At 55.9% G+C, this 15,635-nt stretch carries 13 protein-coding genes; 7 read left to right on the top strand and 6 right to left on the bottom strand.

The features are described 5' to 3' along the window. Positions 1-49 precede the first annotated feature (49 nt). Positions 50-952, bottom strand: a complete 903-nt coding sequence (locus Q3Y66_RS17080; protein WP_008959342.1) for a LysR family transcriptional regulator — start codon at positions 950-952, stop codon at positions 50-52. A 201-nt stretch (positions 953-1,153) separates the two neighbouring features. Between Q3Y66_RS17080 and Q3Y66_RS17075 the strand changes: the two genes are divergently transcribed. Next, positions 1,154-3,862 carry an EAL domain-containing protein gene (locus Q3Y66_RS17075; RefSeq protein ID WP_008959343.1) on the top strand — a complete coding sequence of 903 codons (2,709 nt, stop codon included), beginning with the start codon at positions 1,154-1,156 and terminating at the stop codon, positions 3,860-3,862. Position 3,863: 1 nt separating this feature from the next. Here Q3Y66_RS17075 and Q3Y66_RS17070 read toward each other — a convergent pair whose 3' ends face one another. The 5 genes from Q3Y66_RS17070 to Q3Y66_RS17050 are packed head-to-tail and all read right to left on the bottom strand — an operon-like array spanning position 3,864 to position 8,618. Further along, the gene (locus Q3Y66_RS17070) at positions 3,864-4,841 is read right to left on the bottom strand and encodes a GTP-binding protein (RefSeq protein ID WP_303319507.1); all 978 of its coding nucleotides are present in this window, start codon (positions 4,839-4,841) and stop codon (positions 3,864-3,866) included. Positions 4,842-4,883: 42 nt separating this feature from the next. Next, positions 4,884-5,876: a GTP 3',8-cyclase MoaA gene (gene moaA, locus Q3Y66_RS17065; RefSeq protein WP_008959345.1), complete on the bottom strand. Its 993-nt coding sequence runs from the start codon at positions 5,874-5,876 to the stop codon at positions 4,884-4,886. Continuing rightward, positions 5,873-7,144, bottom strand: coding sequence for a gephyrin-like molybdotransferase Glp (gene glp, locus Q3Y66_RS17060; protein ID WP_008959346.1), 1,272 nt, complete (start codon positions 7,142-7,144; stop codon positions 5,873-5,875). The genes moaA and glp overlap by 4 nt, the downstream gene beginning before the upstream one ends. Beyond that, positions 7,141-7,752 (bottom strand): molybdenum cofactor guanylyltransferase MobA, encoded by a 612-nt coding sequence (gene mobA, locus Q3Y66_RS17055; protein ID WP_008959347.1) that lies wholly within the window; start codon positions 7,750-7,752, stop codon positions 7,141-7,143. The genes glp and mobA overlap by 4 nt, the downstream gene beginning before the upstream one ends. After that, positions 7,749-8,618: a formate dehydrogenase accessory sulfurtransferase FdhD gene (locus tag Q3Y66_RS17050; RefSeq protein ID WP_008959348.1), complete on the bottom strand. Its 870-nt coding sequence runs from the start codon at positions 8,616-8,618 to the stop codon at positions 7,749-7,751. The genes mobA and Q3Y66_RS17050 overlap by 4 nt, the downstream gene beginning before the upstream one ends. Positions 8,619-8,794: 176 nt before the next feature. On the opposite strand from Q3Y66_RS17050, the gene Q3Y66_RS17045 reads away from it, so the two are divergent. From Q3Y66_RS17045 to Q3Y66_RS17020, 6 genes are all read left to right on the top strand, one after another. Continuing rightward, on the top strand, positions 8,795-9,232 hold the full coding sequence (locus tag Q3Y66_RS17045; protein ID WP_008959349.1) for a DUF3305 domain-containing protein: 438 nt from the start codon (positions 8,795-8,797) through the stop codon (positions 9,230-9,232). Next, entirely contained in the window at positions 9,232-9,858 is a 627-nt protein-coding gene (locus Q3Y66_RS17040; protein WP_008959350.1) for a DUF3306 domain-containing protein, read from the top strand. The genes Q3Y66_RS17045 and Q3Y66_RS17040 overlap by 1 nt, the downstream gene beginning before the upstream one ends. Positions 9,859-10,056: 198 nt before the next feature. After that, positions 10,057-11,784, top strand: a complete 1,728-nt coding sequence (locus Q3Y66_RS17035; protein WP_008959351.1) for a 4Fe-4S dicluster domain-containing protein — start codon at positions 10,057-10,059, stop codon at positions 11,782-11,784. A gap of 4 nt (positions 11,785-11,788) precedes the next feature. Then, a complete protein-coding gene (locus Q3Y66_RS17030) occupies positions 11,789-12,403 on the top strand; it encodes a molecular chaperone (protein ID WP_008959352.1) in 615 nt (204 codons plus the stop codon). A gap of 82 nt (positions 12,404-12,485) precedes the next feature. Continuing rightward, a complete protein-coding gene (locus Q3Y66_RS17025; RefSeq protein WP_008959353.1) occupies positions 12,486-12,686 on the top strand; it encodes a twin-arginine translocation signal domain-containing protein in 201 nt (66 codons plus the stop codon). Positions 12,687-12,710: 24 nt separating this feature from the next. Further along, positions 12,711-15,563 carry a molybdopterin-dependent oxidoreductase gene (locus Q3Y66_RS17020; RefSeq protein ID WP_008959354.1) on the top strand — a complete coding sequence of 951 codons (2,853 nt, stop codon included), beginning with the start codon at positions 12,711-12,713 and terminating at the stop codon, positions 15,561-15,563. Positions 15,564-15,635: the final 72 nt, after the last annotated feature.

Here is a 15,635-nt window from a genome sequence, read left to right as displayed (position 1 = left end):
GTAATCAATAGCTATGTTTAAAGCCCGGCACGGAAGCCTGGCTTTTAGATTAGCTACTTTTGATTAAACTTAAAAAAGCATCGACCACTCGGTTTGGGCGGCGGTCATGACGGGTGACCAGCACAAACGGAATACGGTAGTGCTGACTGGGCGTGAGAAGGGCGCGCATTTTGCCTGCCGCGACCCACTGTTCGGCCACGTGTTCAGGAAGGAAGCCGATAAAACGCCCGGTAAGAATTAAAAACGCAGCGCCTTCCCGATCGGATGCCGACGCGCGTAGCGTGAGCGCATCATGGGCTTGGCGTGCCTCAACTGGCAGCGGATAACGAGGTGAAATAGCTGCGTGTCGTGCGATATCTGCAACGCTGAGCGTGTCATCGTTTTCCGCAAACAGCGGGTGCCCTGCGGCACAGTAAAGGTAGGAAGGCTCATCATAAAGGTGTCGGGTTTCTAAGCTGGTGGGTAGGTTCACCGCGGGTACTACGCCGACGTGCAAATGGCCATCCATCACGCCTCGAATAACGGCGTCGGAAGGCTCCATATGAATATGCAGCGTTACCTCATGTTCCGGCGCGCTAAGTTCAGCCAGCGCGTTGGTCACGTGCATGGCCGGAAGCGTCACTAGGTTGTCGGTAATGCCAATATTCAGCTCGCCTTTAATCGTTTGGTGTAAGGCGTTAACGTCGCTTTTGAAGGTTTCCAGGGCCGTTAATAGCGTGAGTCCCGCCTGATAAATCTCTTTACCTTCCTCTGTTAAACTAAACCCGCTGCGCCCCCGCTGGCAGAGTGAAAAACCCAGCCTTCCCTCTAAATCATTCATGTGCTGGCTAATCGCTGAACGGCTAATACCGAGTGTCGTTTCCGCCGCCGTAAAGCCGCCGCACTCGACGACCGTCTTGAAAATACGAATTAGGCGTATTTCGTAGTCGCTCATTTGGCCTAGCGATGCCATAACAATCCTTGGTAGGTAGACAATCAATGCGTAACGTCACGCTTTTTAACGAATTACCTGCGATAAAAACTGATATACATCAGAAAAGCACCGCGGCATTATCGAGGTAAACGCACTTGTCAGCGTGTGTGGTGTAACGTTTCTGTTTTTTTATACTGTATCAGGTGTCTTAATCGGATACCTGGATAAGGCCTCTGCGCGATGTCTGTTACTCCTATTGATGTAAATGATAATGCTCTGAAGGCTACTAATGCCTTTCGTCACCAGCGGCGAAGCGTGGTGGCGGCTTATTTGCTAGCGCTTTTCGTCATGACGTTACTCTTTGGCTGGCTGCTTAACGAGCAGTACCAACAAGAAATTGAGGCCGCTGAATCGCGCATTACCGCGCGGGCCAATGTGGTAACGGAGTGGGCAAAAGGGGTCTTTGCCCAAAGCGGACAAGCCCTTTTTGGCCTTGCTGAACTGCTCACCATACAAGGCATGCCTGACGCCGATAACACTCAGGTGCTTGAGCGCGCATTAGAAAATCTTACCCACTATGTACCCCTCGTTAACGAGGTCGGGGTGATGGATCTCAATGGGCGAGTGTTGGCAAGCAGTAACGGCAACCGCAATGCTGGCGCTAATATCGGTCATACGCAGTTTTTTAATGCCTTTAAACAAGGGGGGCAGCAGGAACTGATTACGCCGCTTTACTGGTCTGATCGCAATCAACACTATTATTTGTACCATGGCAGACGACTTGATAGCCCGACCGGCGATTTCATGGGGGTGGTGGTATCGAGCATTATTCCCGACATATTTGCCGACTCGCTTGAGCAAATGCATGTTTATGACGGTGAGAGTATTGCGCTGGTTGACTCTGAATCGAGGTTAATTGCTCGGCATCCTGCCCTTGATGAGCAATTTGCCGTTGGCAGAAAAATACCCAGCCCCCAAGCGGATCAGAAGTTGGCAAATGAAGAGACCGCCTGGTCGCTCAAAGCTCTTTCACCTGTTGATGATCGTGAACGTCTGTTTCGTATGCAGCGGGTAGGTGAGTATCCCATGCTGGCGGTGGTGGGTATTGACCTACACGAATTGCTGGCGGCTTGGCGGCAGCGCGCGCTGATTTTATCGCTGGTAATGGGGATGCTTGCCCTGCTCGGAGCCTGGGGGGCGCGCCACTATCTGAGCCGCTTGGCGCTAGCCCAACAGTTAAGTCAGCGTATTGAAGAGCGCGAACAGGCACGCGCCGAAGCGCAGGTCGCAGCGGCGGCTTTTCAAACGCACTTGGGTATTTTGATTACCGATGCTCGAGGGAGAATCCTTAAAGCGAACGACACTTTCACGCGCATTAGTGGCTACAGCGAAGCCGAGGTGATGGGGAAAAACCCACGTATGTTTAGCTCTGGTCTCCATAACGCAGCATTTTATCGTCGCCTATGGGAGCAGGTGCTTAAAACCGGCAAGTGGGAAGGCGAAATATGGAACCAGCGTAAAAATGGCGAGCTGTTTCCTGAGTGGTTAACGATTAGCGCGGTATACGACACAGACGGTGTGCTTACGAACTACGTCGCCACGATGAGTGATATCAGCGAGCGCAAAGCTGCTGAGCAGGAAATTCATCAACTGGCGTTTTATGACCCGTTAACCGGGCTCGCTAACCGGCGCCTGTTTATGGACCGCATGGGCGCAGCACTCAAAGAACTCCAGCGCCATCAGCGTTGCGGCGCACTGTTATTTATTGATATCGATAACTTCAAACAAATTAATGACACCCTAGGGCATTATACGGGCGACCAGTTATTACAAGGTTTGGCGCGGCGAATGAGCCAAATGCTGCGAGATACGGATACGTTAGCGCGGCTGGGAGGCGATGAGTTTGCGGTATTAATTGAGGGTGTTGATAGTAATCATGGGCAAACGTCCCAGCTTGCTGAACGAATCGCCAATAAATTGCTGGCAGTACTTGCTGAGCCCGTCGTACTGGCCGAGGAGAGCGTCACGATTACGGGCAGTATTGGTATTACGATCATGGCGAGCAGTGAGCACAATGTTGATGATTATCTGCAGCAAGTGGACATGGCTCTCTTTCAAGCAAAAAGCACTGGCCGCCATACAGTGTGCTTTTTTGACCCCGCTATGCAGGCCGCGCTATTAGCACACGTAAAGTTAGAAGCAGACTTACGGCATGCACTGGCCAATCAACAGTGGCAACTCTACTACCAGCCCCAAGTTAATCACCAAGGCACTATCACCGGCGTGGAAGTATTGCTGCGCTGGCTGCATCCAGAGCGGGGCTTGGTGTCGCCTGGTGAGTTTATTCCGCTGCTGGAAAGTACAGAACTGATTAACGAGGTGGGTGAGTGGGTATTGGAAGATGCTTGCTACCAATTGGCACGTTGGGCGCAGCATCCCCGGCTAAGTCAGTTGACGATATCGGTTAATATCAGCCCGATGCAGTTCCGTGATAAAGATTTTTTACAGCGCGTCGACGGAGTGTTTGCGCGTACCCAGGCCCCGCTTCATCGCTTAAAGTTGGAAGTCACAGAATCGCTGTTTGTGGAAGCGCGTGATTATGCCCGAGATAAGATGCTTAGCCTAAAAGCGAAAGGGGTACGCTTTTCGCTGGATGACTTTGGCACCGGCTACTCGTCGCTGGCGTATTTAGCTCAGTTGCCGTTGGATCAGCTAAAAATCGATCAATCGTTTGTTCAGCAGGTGCTTGAAAGCCAAGCCAATGCAGCGATTGTAGAGAGTACTATCGCGCTTGCGGAGAGTCTTAACTTAGAAGTCATTGCTGAAGGCGTAGAAACAGAAGCGCAGCAGGCATGGCTTTTAGCGCATGACTGTCGCGCTTACCAAGGTTATCTGTTTGGGCACCCTATGGAAATTGAGGCGTTTGAAGCACAAATACTAGGTCGTTAACTCATGTGGTTAGAAATTCATCAAATTCCATATTGGGAGAGGTCAGAGCGGCAGGGAGAATAACTTCCAGGCGAGAATCCTGCCGCCACGCGCTGCTTTCGATACTCATTGAGCCATCGGCGCGGTTAAGGCGTTTCCACCCGTGATTGGTATGAAATACCCCTTTAATACGCGCCTCCCGAGGCAGTTCTCCCAAATAGGCGGCTAGGCGATCCAGCTCGAAACGTTCACTTGGGTGCCAGCGTAACCCCGTGCTGGTGTAGCCCAGTGAGGTGCCGGTTTCACGCTGCGGTTTGCCGGGCGGAGGCGGAAAATCAAAAAATGTGCCTTCCAGGCTGGGGGCGGCGGCCAGCTGTTGGTGGCTTGCGGGCATGCTGATATCACTCGCAGCGGTATGCCCACTCTGGGTCAACAACGCTATCGGTAGCGCGCCTTGCGGGGCTTCCTGTACCCATTTGCGAGGTGGCCAGTGCTGCGCCACAAAGGCGTGGGCGGCGCTGAGCTGTTCGGGCGTGCTCTGGTCGAGCATGGTGAGCGCCACGGCATCAGCCATGTCGAGCTGATCGCGGAAGGTATCGTGTTGCCTTGCTCGGGCGTCATCCATTCGGCGTGGGTCGAGAGTAGCAATAATATCGTGTACCTCGACTACCTCACAGAAGGCGTCACCACGCAGTAGATCCAGCAGGCCTGCTGGGTGGCCAAGGCCGGATGGCTCGATGATGACACGGTCAGGTTTGCTGCGTGAGAGCAAATTGACCAGCGCCGCCTGCAGCACAAAGGCGAGCTGGCAGCACAGGCAGCCGCCGGGCAGGCCTTTGATGACGACATCGTCACGCGCGTCAAACATCGCTTGATCGATGCCGATCTGGCCGAATTCATTGACCAGGATGGCCCATTTTTCATCCACAGGCTTCTGCTCAATCAGGCTGTGGATAAGCGTGGTTTTGCCGCTACCTAAAAAGCCGGTAATGATATGCACCGGTACTTTTGTGTTGGCTGTTTTTGCCGCCCCCTCCAATGCCTAGCCCCCTGTCATGTTCATAAAGCGTACTACCTGAACATCACCATCGGTGGTGAAGTGGTGGCGCTCAGGCTTTAGCGGCAGGGCATTGATAATCGCCTCTTTCAGCGCCTGCATATTGCCGGGATGACGGCGCAGCACGGCACGCAGATCCACCGAGTGTTCATTGCCTAAACAAAGCAGCAGGCGGCCTTCCACAGTCACCCGCACCCGGTTGCAGGTATCGCAAAAGTTGTGGCTATGCGGTGAGATAAACCCCACCCGGCTGTCGCTATCCGCCATCCTGAAGTAGCGCGAGGGCCCTGGGGTGGTTTCGGTCGTGGGGATCAGCGGGTAGCGTGATTCAATCAGCGTCTGAACGTCATCGCTGGAGTAGAAGGTTTCCGCTCGCGAATGATCGGAAACATCGCCCAGCGGCATCTCTTCGATAAAGCTAATATCGAGGCCTTCCCGGCGGGCAAAAGTGACCAGATCAATGACTTCGTCATCATTACGCCCCTTCAAGATCACCGCGTTAAGCTTGATACGCTTAAAGCCTGCTTCCTGAGCGGCATGAATACCGTCGATGACTTTGGCTAAATCACCGGTGCGGGTGAGTTGCTTGAAGCGTTCGGCATCCAGCGAATCCAGGCTGATATTTAGCCGTCGTAAACCGCCGGCGTAAAGCTGCTTGGCGTATTTGCGCAGGCTGGCGCCGTTGGTGGTCATGGTGAAATCGTTAAGACCTGGCATCGAGCCGATTTCATCGACCAATTGTTCAATGCCCCGGCGCACCAATGGCTCGCCGCCGGTCAGGCGGATTTTTTCCACGCCGAGCTCGGTGAAGGCGCGGGCCACCATGGCGATCTCTTCCAGCGTGAGTACCTGGGCGCGGGGCAGAAATGTCATCTCCTCGCTCATGCAGTACACGCAGCGGAAGTCGCAGCGATCGGTGACCGAGATACGCACATAGCTAATGCGCCGGCCAAAGTCGTCGATTAGTTGCTGGGTCATAGCCATCCCGTTAGTGGTTGTATGCTGACTACCTCACCTAATTGTGCGCCGTCTTGGTCATCGGCAAGCTCAATCAAACAGTTAGCAGCCACCATCGAGGTTAAAATACCCGAACCCTGAGCGCCGGTACTGCGCACGTGTAGCTGTCCATTCTCATCAGTATGGTAAACGCCGCGAATAAAGTCAGTACGCTTTAAGCGACTTTTTAACAGGTTATCGGCGATTGCATGCAGGCGATGGGGTGGCGCCATGGGCTGCCCATGAAGGCGGTCCAGCAGCGGTGTCACAAACTGTCCAAAGGTTACCATGACAGCGACCGGGTTGCCGGGCAAACCGACAAATGGGGTGCGCGATTCGCCCAGCCAGCCGCAGGCCATGGGGCGCCCTGGGCGCAGTGCCACGCGCCAAAAAGCCAGGCGGCCCAGTTGTTCCAGTGCAGCGCGAGTAAAGTCGGCCTGACCCACTGACACGCCGCCGCTGGTGATCACTAGATCGCTCTGTTCGGCGGCTTGCTTAAGCGCCGTTTGGGTCGCGTTTAAGTCATCCGGCAGAATGCCCAGATCGATCACCTCGGCCCCCTGCTCGGTGAGTAAGCCGATCAGCGTGAAGCGGTTAGCATCGTAAATGCCGGCCTTGGGTAGTGGTTCGCCAGGGGGCGTGACTTCATTGCCGGTGGAAAAAATCGCCACCCTGGGGCGCTGGCACACGCTAACCTCTGCATAACCCAATGACGCTAACAGTCCCATCGAGGCGGCATCGAGCCTTGCTCCCGCAGGTAGCGCCGTATCGCCAGTGGCAATATCTTCACCGGCCTGGCGAACATGTTGGCCGTGCTTGAGAAGCTCGGGCGACTCAATGATCACATGCGCAGGCTTATCATCTAACGGTTCGCGCAGCTGTTCACTCATCACCACGGTATCGGTGCCCGGCGGCAGCGGGGCGCCGGTGGTGATGCGCACACAGTGACCGGCAGGCACTAATTCGCTGCGATACTGCCCGGCCAACACCTCACCGGCCAGCGGCCAATGGGTTTGCTTGGCCCCAACACCTTCTTTAGCCAAGGCGAGCGCTACGCCATCCATGGCCGCATTGGTATTTTGCGGCACATTAATGGGGGCCTGAATGGCTGTGGCCAACCGGCGGCCGTGAGCCTGCGCCAGCGGAATCTGTTCGCTGCCCAGCGGGCGTTCAATCAAAGTGGCGAGTGCTTGGCGCGCTTCATCCACGCTAAGCATCTGCTCACCAAGGTCAAAGCAGGAAAGCGTCATGTCGACACCTTCCCTGAGGCGGCTGCCAGCAGACTTTCCAAACGCAGCTTCTCTTCCTCAGTATTAAGATTGGCAAACGCATCGGGACAGTCCGACATATCGACCTTGCACCACGCATGGCGGGCGTACCAACGGTCAATCTTGCGTTCGCCTTCGGCAAGCGTGGCGGCCAAATCATCTGCCAGCGAAGTGCGTAGCAGGGCAACCACTGGATGCAGCCGTTCGCCGTCAAAGGCCACGGCGATATCATGATCGCCAATCCCTGCCACCATGCGCGCGACTAGATCGTCAGGCAGGGCGGGGGAGTCGCAGGGGGCGACTAGTAACCAAGGCGTTTTTGCCGCGCGTAGGCCGCTGTAAATACCCATCAGTGGGCCTTTAAAGCCGCCTTCTTCATCGGCAATCACGCGATCGGCGAAGAAGCGGTAGGCGTCAGCATTGCGGTTGGCGTTAATCAGCAGCTCGGCTACTTGGCCTTCAAGGCGTTTTACGACATGGCCGACTAATGGCAGGCCCGCGAACGGCTCAAGCCCTTTATCCCGGCCACCCATTCTGCGACCTTCGCCGCCCGCGAGAATCATGCCGGTGAGTTCGTGAGTGGGAATCATGAGCTTGCCTCTTTAGATGAACGGGCCTGGGATGGTCGATTAGGTATCGCATCCAGCGCCAAGCGATTCTGAGTATTAATCGCCTGAAAGTGGCGGCCTTTGGCGCGGGCAATCAGCATCACGCCGAAGCGTTCAGCCAGCTCGACGCCTTTTTGGGTAACACCGGAGCGCGAAACCAGCACGCTAATGCCCATTTGCGCCACTTTGAGTACCATCTCAGATGTCAGTCGCCCAGTGGTATAGAAAATATCGGCATCGGCGCTGTCGGCTTGTTGCAACCATTGGCGCCCGGCCAGGGTATCCACCGCATTGTGCCGCCCCACGTCTTCAACAAAGTCGAGCACCTCGGTTTGGCGGCAAAGCGCACAGCCGTGAACGGCGCCCGCGCTGCGGTAGGTCTCATTATAAGCGTTGAGATTTTGCAGCAGTTGATAGAGCGTGGACTGTGCTAACTGCGTATCGGGAAGCGCCGTCAGAGCGGTTTGATCAAGTAGTTTACCAAAGACCGTGCCCTGGCCGCAGCCGGTCGTCACCGTGCGAGTGCTTAAGCGCGCCTCTAAGTCCTCGGGCAAGTGGCGTGTAATGACGACCGCGGCTTCTACGTCCCAATCGACCTGCACGGCGGCTAAATCAGCCGCGGCACGCAGTAGCCCCTGGTTGCGTAGATAGCCCACCACCAGCGCTTCAGGGTCATCGCCCAGCGTCATCAGCGTGACGATTTCACGTTTGTTGAGATACACGGTGAGTGCTCGTTCAGCGGCGATGGCCTGCTGACGCGCATCGCCATATTCATCAACGATGCTGATCTCGGTGGTGGCCGGTAAGCGGGCTCGGCTTATCTGAAGGGCAGGCTGAAGGGCGGGCATGGTAATCCTCGCGAAATAGTTCTCGCAAAACGACAGGGTTGACGATGATGGCGCTGGGGATGCTTACTTGTCTACCCATTCAAGCGCTATCCTTATAAGTGCGATTTTTCTAAGTACTATTTTCTAAGTGCTATTTTTCCACATGTCATCCATGCAAGGTGCAGGGTTTTTAAAATATGAGCGATAACCTACGCCCTATCAGTATTACCTTGGTAGCTGAGCCCAAGCAGGTGAAGCGTTTTACACTGACACAGTGGCGCATTGCTGAGCTAACGCTGGGCGATCAGGGTGATAATGTCCTTAACCTGCAGCTGTCGATGACCGAGCGTGCTGCCTATCGTTTCAATCTAACGTCGACTACTCCGCGACTGTTTGTGCGAGCAGGCTTTACCGGACAAACACCCCAGCCGGATGCGATTACCGCTAGCCAGGACGTTGCGGCTGGTTGGATGGATGGCGAGCAACAGGTGCTCGAAGCACCGATGCCAATGGCCATTCAGGTCTGGCTCGAGAGTTATCTGGCACGCCATGGGGAAGCGCCAATGGAAATGCGCAAGAAAAAACGCAAAGGGGCTGGGCGCGCCAAAGACACGCCCTCCAAGGAGCAGCCGTAATGAGTCGCCTGGAACGCTGGTCGCGACTAAAGCGCCATGTGCAAAAAGAAGAGGACGCGTCGGCGTCCTCTTCACCAGATACTAAGCCCTTAGATGAGGCATCTGCTGACCAGGAGGCAGTGCTTCATAATGAGGCCGAGCAACCTAACACTGAAAATGAACAACCCCTGGTAACGCCAGCTGAGGAGCCAGACCCCGGCAGTCTCGACCACACCTTGCCAGACCCTGACACGCTGGAAGCAGGCAGCGATTTCAGTGCGTATATGGCGCCGGGCGTTAGTGGCCCTTTACGCCGACAAGCATTAAAACGCCTATGGGCCACCGGTAACTACAACGTGCGCGATGGCTTGGATGACTACGACGCCGACTACAATAAGCTGTTGAAACCGATGGCGGCAGATCTCGCCGGTAAACTGCGCCGCTGGACGCATAAAGTGGAAGAGGCGCTTGATAAGCCAGTAGACGAGGGCAGCACCGAGTCTCCGGCTGAAGTGGCCGCCAGTGAGCCATCGACAGCTGCAGACGAAGAGCACACCGCACCTTGCACGGCCAGTAACAACGTTGTAAAAGAGACTTCACTAGACGACCAGTCTGATTATTTATCTGACACTCATACCAAATTATGACATTATTCCTTAGCATATAGAAATCAATAAGTTGAGCATTGATTTAGTTGCTAGCGTTGGCAGCGTTGACGGTAATTAGGTTGGCAAATATCAGCATTGCACATAGGCTGAACTTAGCTTCAACGCATTGTTATGCCACAATAGTTAAATATATAACTCAAAAATATAATAAGAATGATTCCCTGACCGTGAGAGCGCATGAACCAACGAATCCAACTGGCGTCGATAGACGACCAGCGCAATGCCGAGGCTCGGGAAACGGTACGCCGACGTATCTCGTGGCCAGCTAACCTAACGCCTGCCAATGTGACCTATCACAGCCGTGGTCATGCGCTGTTAATAGGCACCGAAGCCGACGTTCATCCTGCCGCTCGCGCTCTACAGGGGCGCGGCTTGGCATCGCTGACGCTACTTGTCATTGAATCTGACGCGAACAGCCCAGGAAACGATACTGACGATCCTCTCGGGTCTAGCGAACCGCTGGTCACCCAGACGCTGACCCAGCGGCAGCTCAGCCAATTGCGTATCAATGGCTATCTGGGCGCCTTTAACGTTCAACTTGACGATGAAGATGCTTCGCTGGATATTGCTCGTGCACTGATTGAGCGCGACGGTTTTGACTTAATCCTCGATCTTGCTCCAACTTCGCATACCCAGCGCTGGGAGCTGCCGCCTCCAGGCTATGTAGTACTGCAGTGGCAGGACGTTGAGCAGCGCAGCGATATCCTCGACGATTTTGTGGGGCTAGTGGGCGAATTCGATAAGCCGCGCTATTTTCAAGTCAACAGTGATTTATGTGCGCACTCCACCAGCGGCAACATTGGCTGTACCCGCTGTTTGGATGTTTGCCCGGCGGATGCCATCTCCAGCATTCAGGGGCGGATTGAGTCCCATATAGAGATTGATCCTTTCCTCTGCCAAGGCGTAGGCAGCTGCACCAGCGCTTGTCCTACGGGCGCTATCGAATTTCGTCTACCGGAAACGCGCCGCCAGCAAGACACCCTATCCGCTTGGCTGGCAGCCTACCGTGAAGCCGGTGGTCAGGTGCCGGTGCTGCGTTTTATTACCCATGACTCACAAGATGCCGAGCGGGCTGCGGGTGTAGTGCCCGCAGGCCATATCATCGACGCACCGTTAGAAGAGCTGGGAGCCGCAGGCCACGACCAGTGGCTAACCGCCCTGGCTGCCGGTGCCGCTGAAGTGCGTATCCAGCTGCACCCTGATATGCCTGTCCGCTTGAGTACCTTTTTGACTGATCAAGTCGCCCAGGCGCATGCCTTGCTGGAAGCGCTGGGCCATGACCGCGCTCGTGTGACGCTGATTGAGGTAGCCGACCACGCCGCTCGCGACGCGCTTCCGGCGCTTACTCCACTGACTGAGGCGCCGCTTAGTCTACCTGAGCCCGAAAAGCGGGCACGCTTGAACCGCGTGCTGGCACGGTTAGCAGAGTTGGGTAACCCCAGCAACGAGCGGGTTGCTATGCCGGTGGGCGCTGCCTACGGCGCCATTCAGGTGGATCGCGATGCCTGCACGCTGTGCCACGCCTGTGTCAGCAACTGCCCAACCCCCGCGCTCAAGTCGGGTGGCAAAACGCCCGCGCTGAGTTTCCTTGAGGCGGATTGTGTGCAGTGCGGCTTGTGTGAACAAGCCTGCCCCGAAGATGCAATTACACTGATGCCCGGCTTCTTGGCCTCGGAGGCTCGCGAAACGCGCCATATTTGTTACGAAGAAGCAGCCTTTGAATGCATCAACTGCGGCAAGCCGTTTGCTACTGTCAGCACGGTAGCTACTATTAAAGAGAAGCTGGTCAACCACCCCTACTTTGCTGGCGAAGCGATGATTCGTCTGGAAATGTGTGAAGACTGCCGCGTTAAGGATGTCTGGAAAACCATGATTCGCGATTCCGACGCGCAACTGAAGGTATAAGCCGATGACGGATGCACTGCCCACGCTGAAAGAAGCGGATGCGCTACGTGCCGATATTTACCGGCTATTGGCCACATTATTACGCCGGACTCCGGATGCTGAGTTGCTAGATTGGTTGGCTGAACTGGACATCGAACAAGACGGTAGCCGTTTGGCCGAGTGTTGGCATGCGCTGGCAGCCGCCGCCAAGAACACCGACGTCGAGGGACTGCAGCGTGCTCACTTCCGCCTCCTGGTCGGCGTCATTCAGGGTGAGGTGGTGCCGTATGCTTCTTGGTACCGCAATGGCGAATTGATGGAAGCGGCGCTGGTGGCGCTGCGTAAGGATTTGAAGGTGCTCGGCTTTGTGCGCAGTGAACATAACCGTGACCCAGAAGATCACTTGGCGGCACTATGCGAAGTGATGGCAATGCTGATTGACTCAGCTAGTCACGAGCAGGCCTATTTCTTTAGCCAACATTTAGCCCCTTGGGCGGCCAGCTGTTTTGCCGACCTGGGGCAGGTAGACACCGCTTTCTATGCAGCGCTGGGGCAGTTGGGTGGCGCTTTTATGGAGAGTGAGGAGGCTCGCTTGAGTGTTGATGCGGGTCATACGCCGGTGCGTATTGTTGAGCCTTAACGCAGGCTCCATAAAAAAATCAGTAAAAATCAAAAAACAGCATAAAAAGACCCGCTATAAAGGCATGCAAGAGGAGAAACCCATGCACCCGTCACACAATCCTGAGCGCCGCCGTTTTATGAAAACCGTTGGGTTGGGAACCGCCGCTGCTGGCGCTGCAGCGGCAGTCGGTCATGTCACCCTGGCACAGGCTGACACTGCCCCAGTGAAAAACGAAAAACAAACGGCTAACTACCGTGAGACCGACCACGTCCGCGCTTACTACGCCTCGTTGCGTGACTGACGGCGGAATGCCAGGAGATTTGCCATGCGTTTAACTCGCAAAACAGACACCCCCAAGGCCTCTGGACTGGGAATTTCCCGCCGTCAATTCCTTAAGCGCACCGGTGCAGCCACAGGCGGCGTGGCCGCTGTCGGCTTCATGGGGGCGCCGATGATGCAGCGCTCTGAAGCCGCGGACAAAACACCGGTACTGGACTCTCCGGTAGAGACCAAGCGCACCATTTGCTCCCACTGTTCGGTGGGTTGTGGCGTTTATGCCGAAGTTCAAGAGGGCATTTGGACCAAGCAAGAACCTGCTTTTGACCACCCTATCAACCGCGGCGCACACTGCGCAAAAGGCGCTTCGCTGCGCCAGCACGGTCACTCCACGCGGCGCCTTAAGTACCCGATGAAACTGGTGGCCGGTGAGTGGGAGCGCATGAGCTGGGATGACGCCATTAACGAAATTGGCGACAAACTGCTTGAGCTGCGCGAAGAACACGGCCCGGACAGCGTTTACTGGTTGGGCTCTGCGAAGTTTAGTAACGAGCAGGCGTACTTGATGCGCAAGCTTGCTTCGCTGTGGGGCACTAACAACACCGACCACCAGGCGCGTATCTGCCACTCCACCACCGTGGCAGGCGTGGCGAATACTTGGGGTTACGGGGCGATGACCAACTCGCTCAATGACATGCATAACAGTAAGTCGATGCTGTTTATCGGTTCTAATCCTAGTGAAGCCCACCCGGTGGCGATGCAGCATTTCTTGATCGCCAAAGAGCGCAATAATTGCGACATCATCGTGGTCGACCCGCGCTTTACCCGTACTGCCGCCAAAGCCAATAAATACGTGCGTCTGCGTCCTGGCTCAGATGTGGCGTATATCTGGGGCCTGCTGTGGCACATTTTCGAGAACGGCTGGGAAGATAACGAGTACATCAACCAGCGCGTTTACGGGATGGATGAAGTGCGTGCCGAAGTCGCCAACTTCCCGCCCAGCGTCGTCGAAGAAGTCACCGGTGTCCCCGAAGCCGAGATGTACGATGTCGCCAAACGTCTCTCCGACAACCGCCCGGGCTGTGTCGTCTGGTGTATGGGCGGTACCCAACATACCACCGGCAACAACAACACCCGCGCTTACTGCATTCTGGAGCTGGCGTTGGGCAATATTGGTGTCGCTGGCGGCGGCGCCAACATCCTGCGTGGCCACGATAACGTGCAGGGTGCTACTGACCTTGGCCTTGGCTGTGACTCGCTGCCGGGCTACTACGGCTTGGCGGAAGGCGCATGGCAACACTGGGCGCAAGTATGGGATGTCGACTACGAGTGGATTAAAGGCCGCTATGACGATACCGAATACGCCGATGGTAAGCCCATGTACAGCCCTGGTATTACCGTGTCGCGTTGGGTCGATGGCGTACTTGAGGATGATGAAAACATCTCCCAGCGCACCGCGCTGAAAGCGATGTTCTACTGGGGCCATGCGGTTAACTCCCAAACCCGCGGTGTGGAAATGCAAAAAGCGATGCAGAAGCTGGAGATGATGGTCATCGTTGACCCTTATCCCACCGTCGCTTCCGTCATGCACGACCGTACCGATGGCGTTTATTTGCTGCCAGCGGCCACCCAGTTTGAAACGACCGGCAGTGTCACCGCCACCAACCGCTCGATTCAGTGGCGCGACCGCGTGATTGAGCCGCTGTTTGAGTCCAAGCCCGACCACGAAATCATGTACCTGTTTGCCCGCAAACTGGGCATTGGTAATGAGCTGGTGAAAAACTACCAGATGAACGGCGACGAGCCGTTGATCGACGATATTCTGCGTGAAATCAACCGCGGCATGTGGACGGTAGGCTATACCGGGCAAAGCCCTGAACGCCTCAAAGAGCACCAGAAAAACTGGCACACCTTCAGCTTCGAGAACTTGCGCGCAGAGGGTGGCCCGGCGGACGGGGATTACTACGGCTTGCCGTGGCCCTGCTGGGGTACGCCGGAGTTTCGTCATCCGGGTTCGCCCAACCTTTACGATACCAGCGTTCCTGTGATGGAAGGTGGCATGGGCTTCCGTGCTCGTTTCGGTATTGAGCGTGACGGCATCAACCTGTTGGCGGAAGGTTCAGCGCCTGTCGGCGGCGATATCGACGACGGCTACCCGGAGTTCAACGACCAACTGCTCAAGGATCTGGGTTGGTGGGACGACCTGACTGCCGAAGAGAAGCAGGCGGCGGAAGGCAAAAACTGGAAAACCGACCTCTCCGGCGGTATCCAGCGTGTCACGATTGAGCATGGTTGTGCGCCCTACGGCAACGCCAAGGCCCGCGCTGTGGTCTGGACCTTCCCCGACCAAGTGCCGAAGCACCGTGAGCCGCTTTACACCACGCGGCGCGATCTGGTTGAACGCTTCCCTACTTGGGAGGACTTTGACTCGATCATGCGCCTGCCGACCATGTACAAAACCATTCAGGATCGCGACAACACCGACGAGTATCCGATGATTCTCACCTCCGGGCGTCTGGTTGAGTACGAAGGGGGCGGTGAGGAGACGCGCTCCATGTCGTGGCTTGCCGAGCTGCAGCAGGAGATGTTTGTCGAGATCAATCCGGCGGACGCCAACGACCTCAGCATCAAGGATGGCGACGATGTCTGGGTTGAAGGGGCTGAAGGGGGCCGGGTGAAAGTTAAAGCGCTGGTCACGCCTCGCGTCGATCGTAATGTCGCGTTTATGCCGTTCCACTTTGGCGGCATGTTCCAGGGCGAAAGCCTGCGCGACCGTTACCCGGATGGGTCTGACCCGTACATCATCGGTGAAGCGGCTAACACCGCCACCACCTACGGCTACGATCCGGTGACACTGATGCAAGAGACCAAGTGCACCATTTGCCGCATTGAGCGCGCCTGAGTCTAGAAAAAAAAGACGCGACCGACCTGACAGTACGGCGGTGCGGGAGCCATCCCGCACCGGCATGAGGAG

The organism is Halomonas sp. HAL1 (assembly GCF_030544485.1).
Lineage (GTDB): Bacteria > Pseudomonadota > Gammaproteobacteria > Pseudomonadales > Halomonadaceae > Vreelandella > Vreelandella arctica.
Note: the sequence above shows the minus strand (reverse complement) of the source record. Positions and strands in the feature narration are given on the sequence as shown.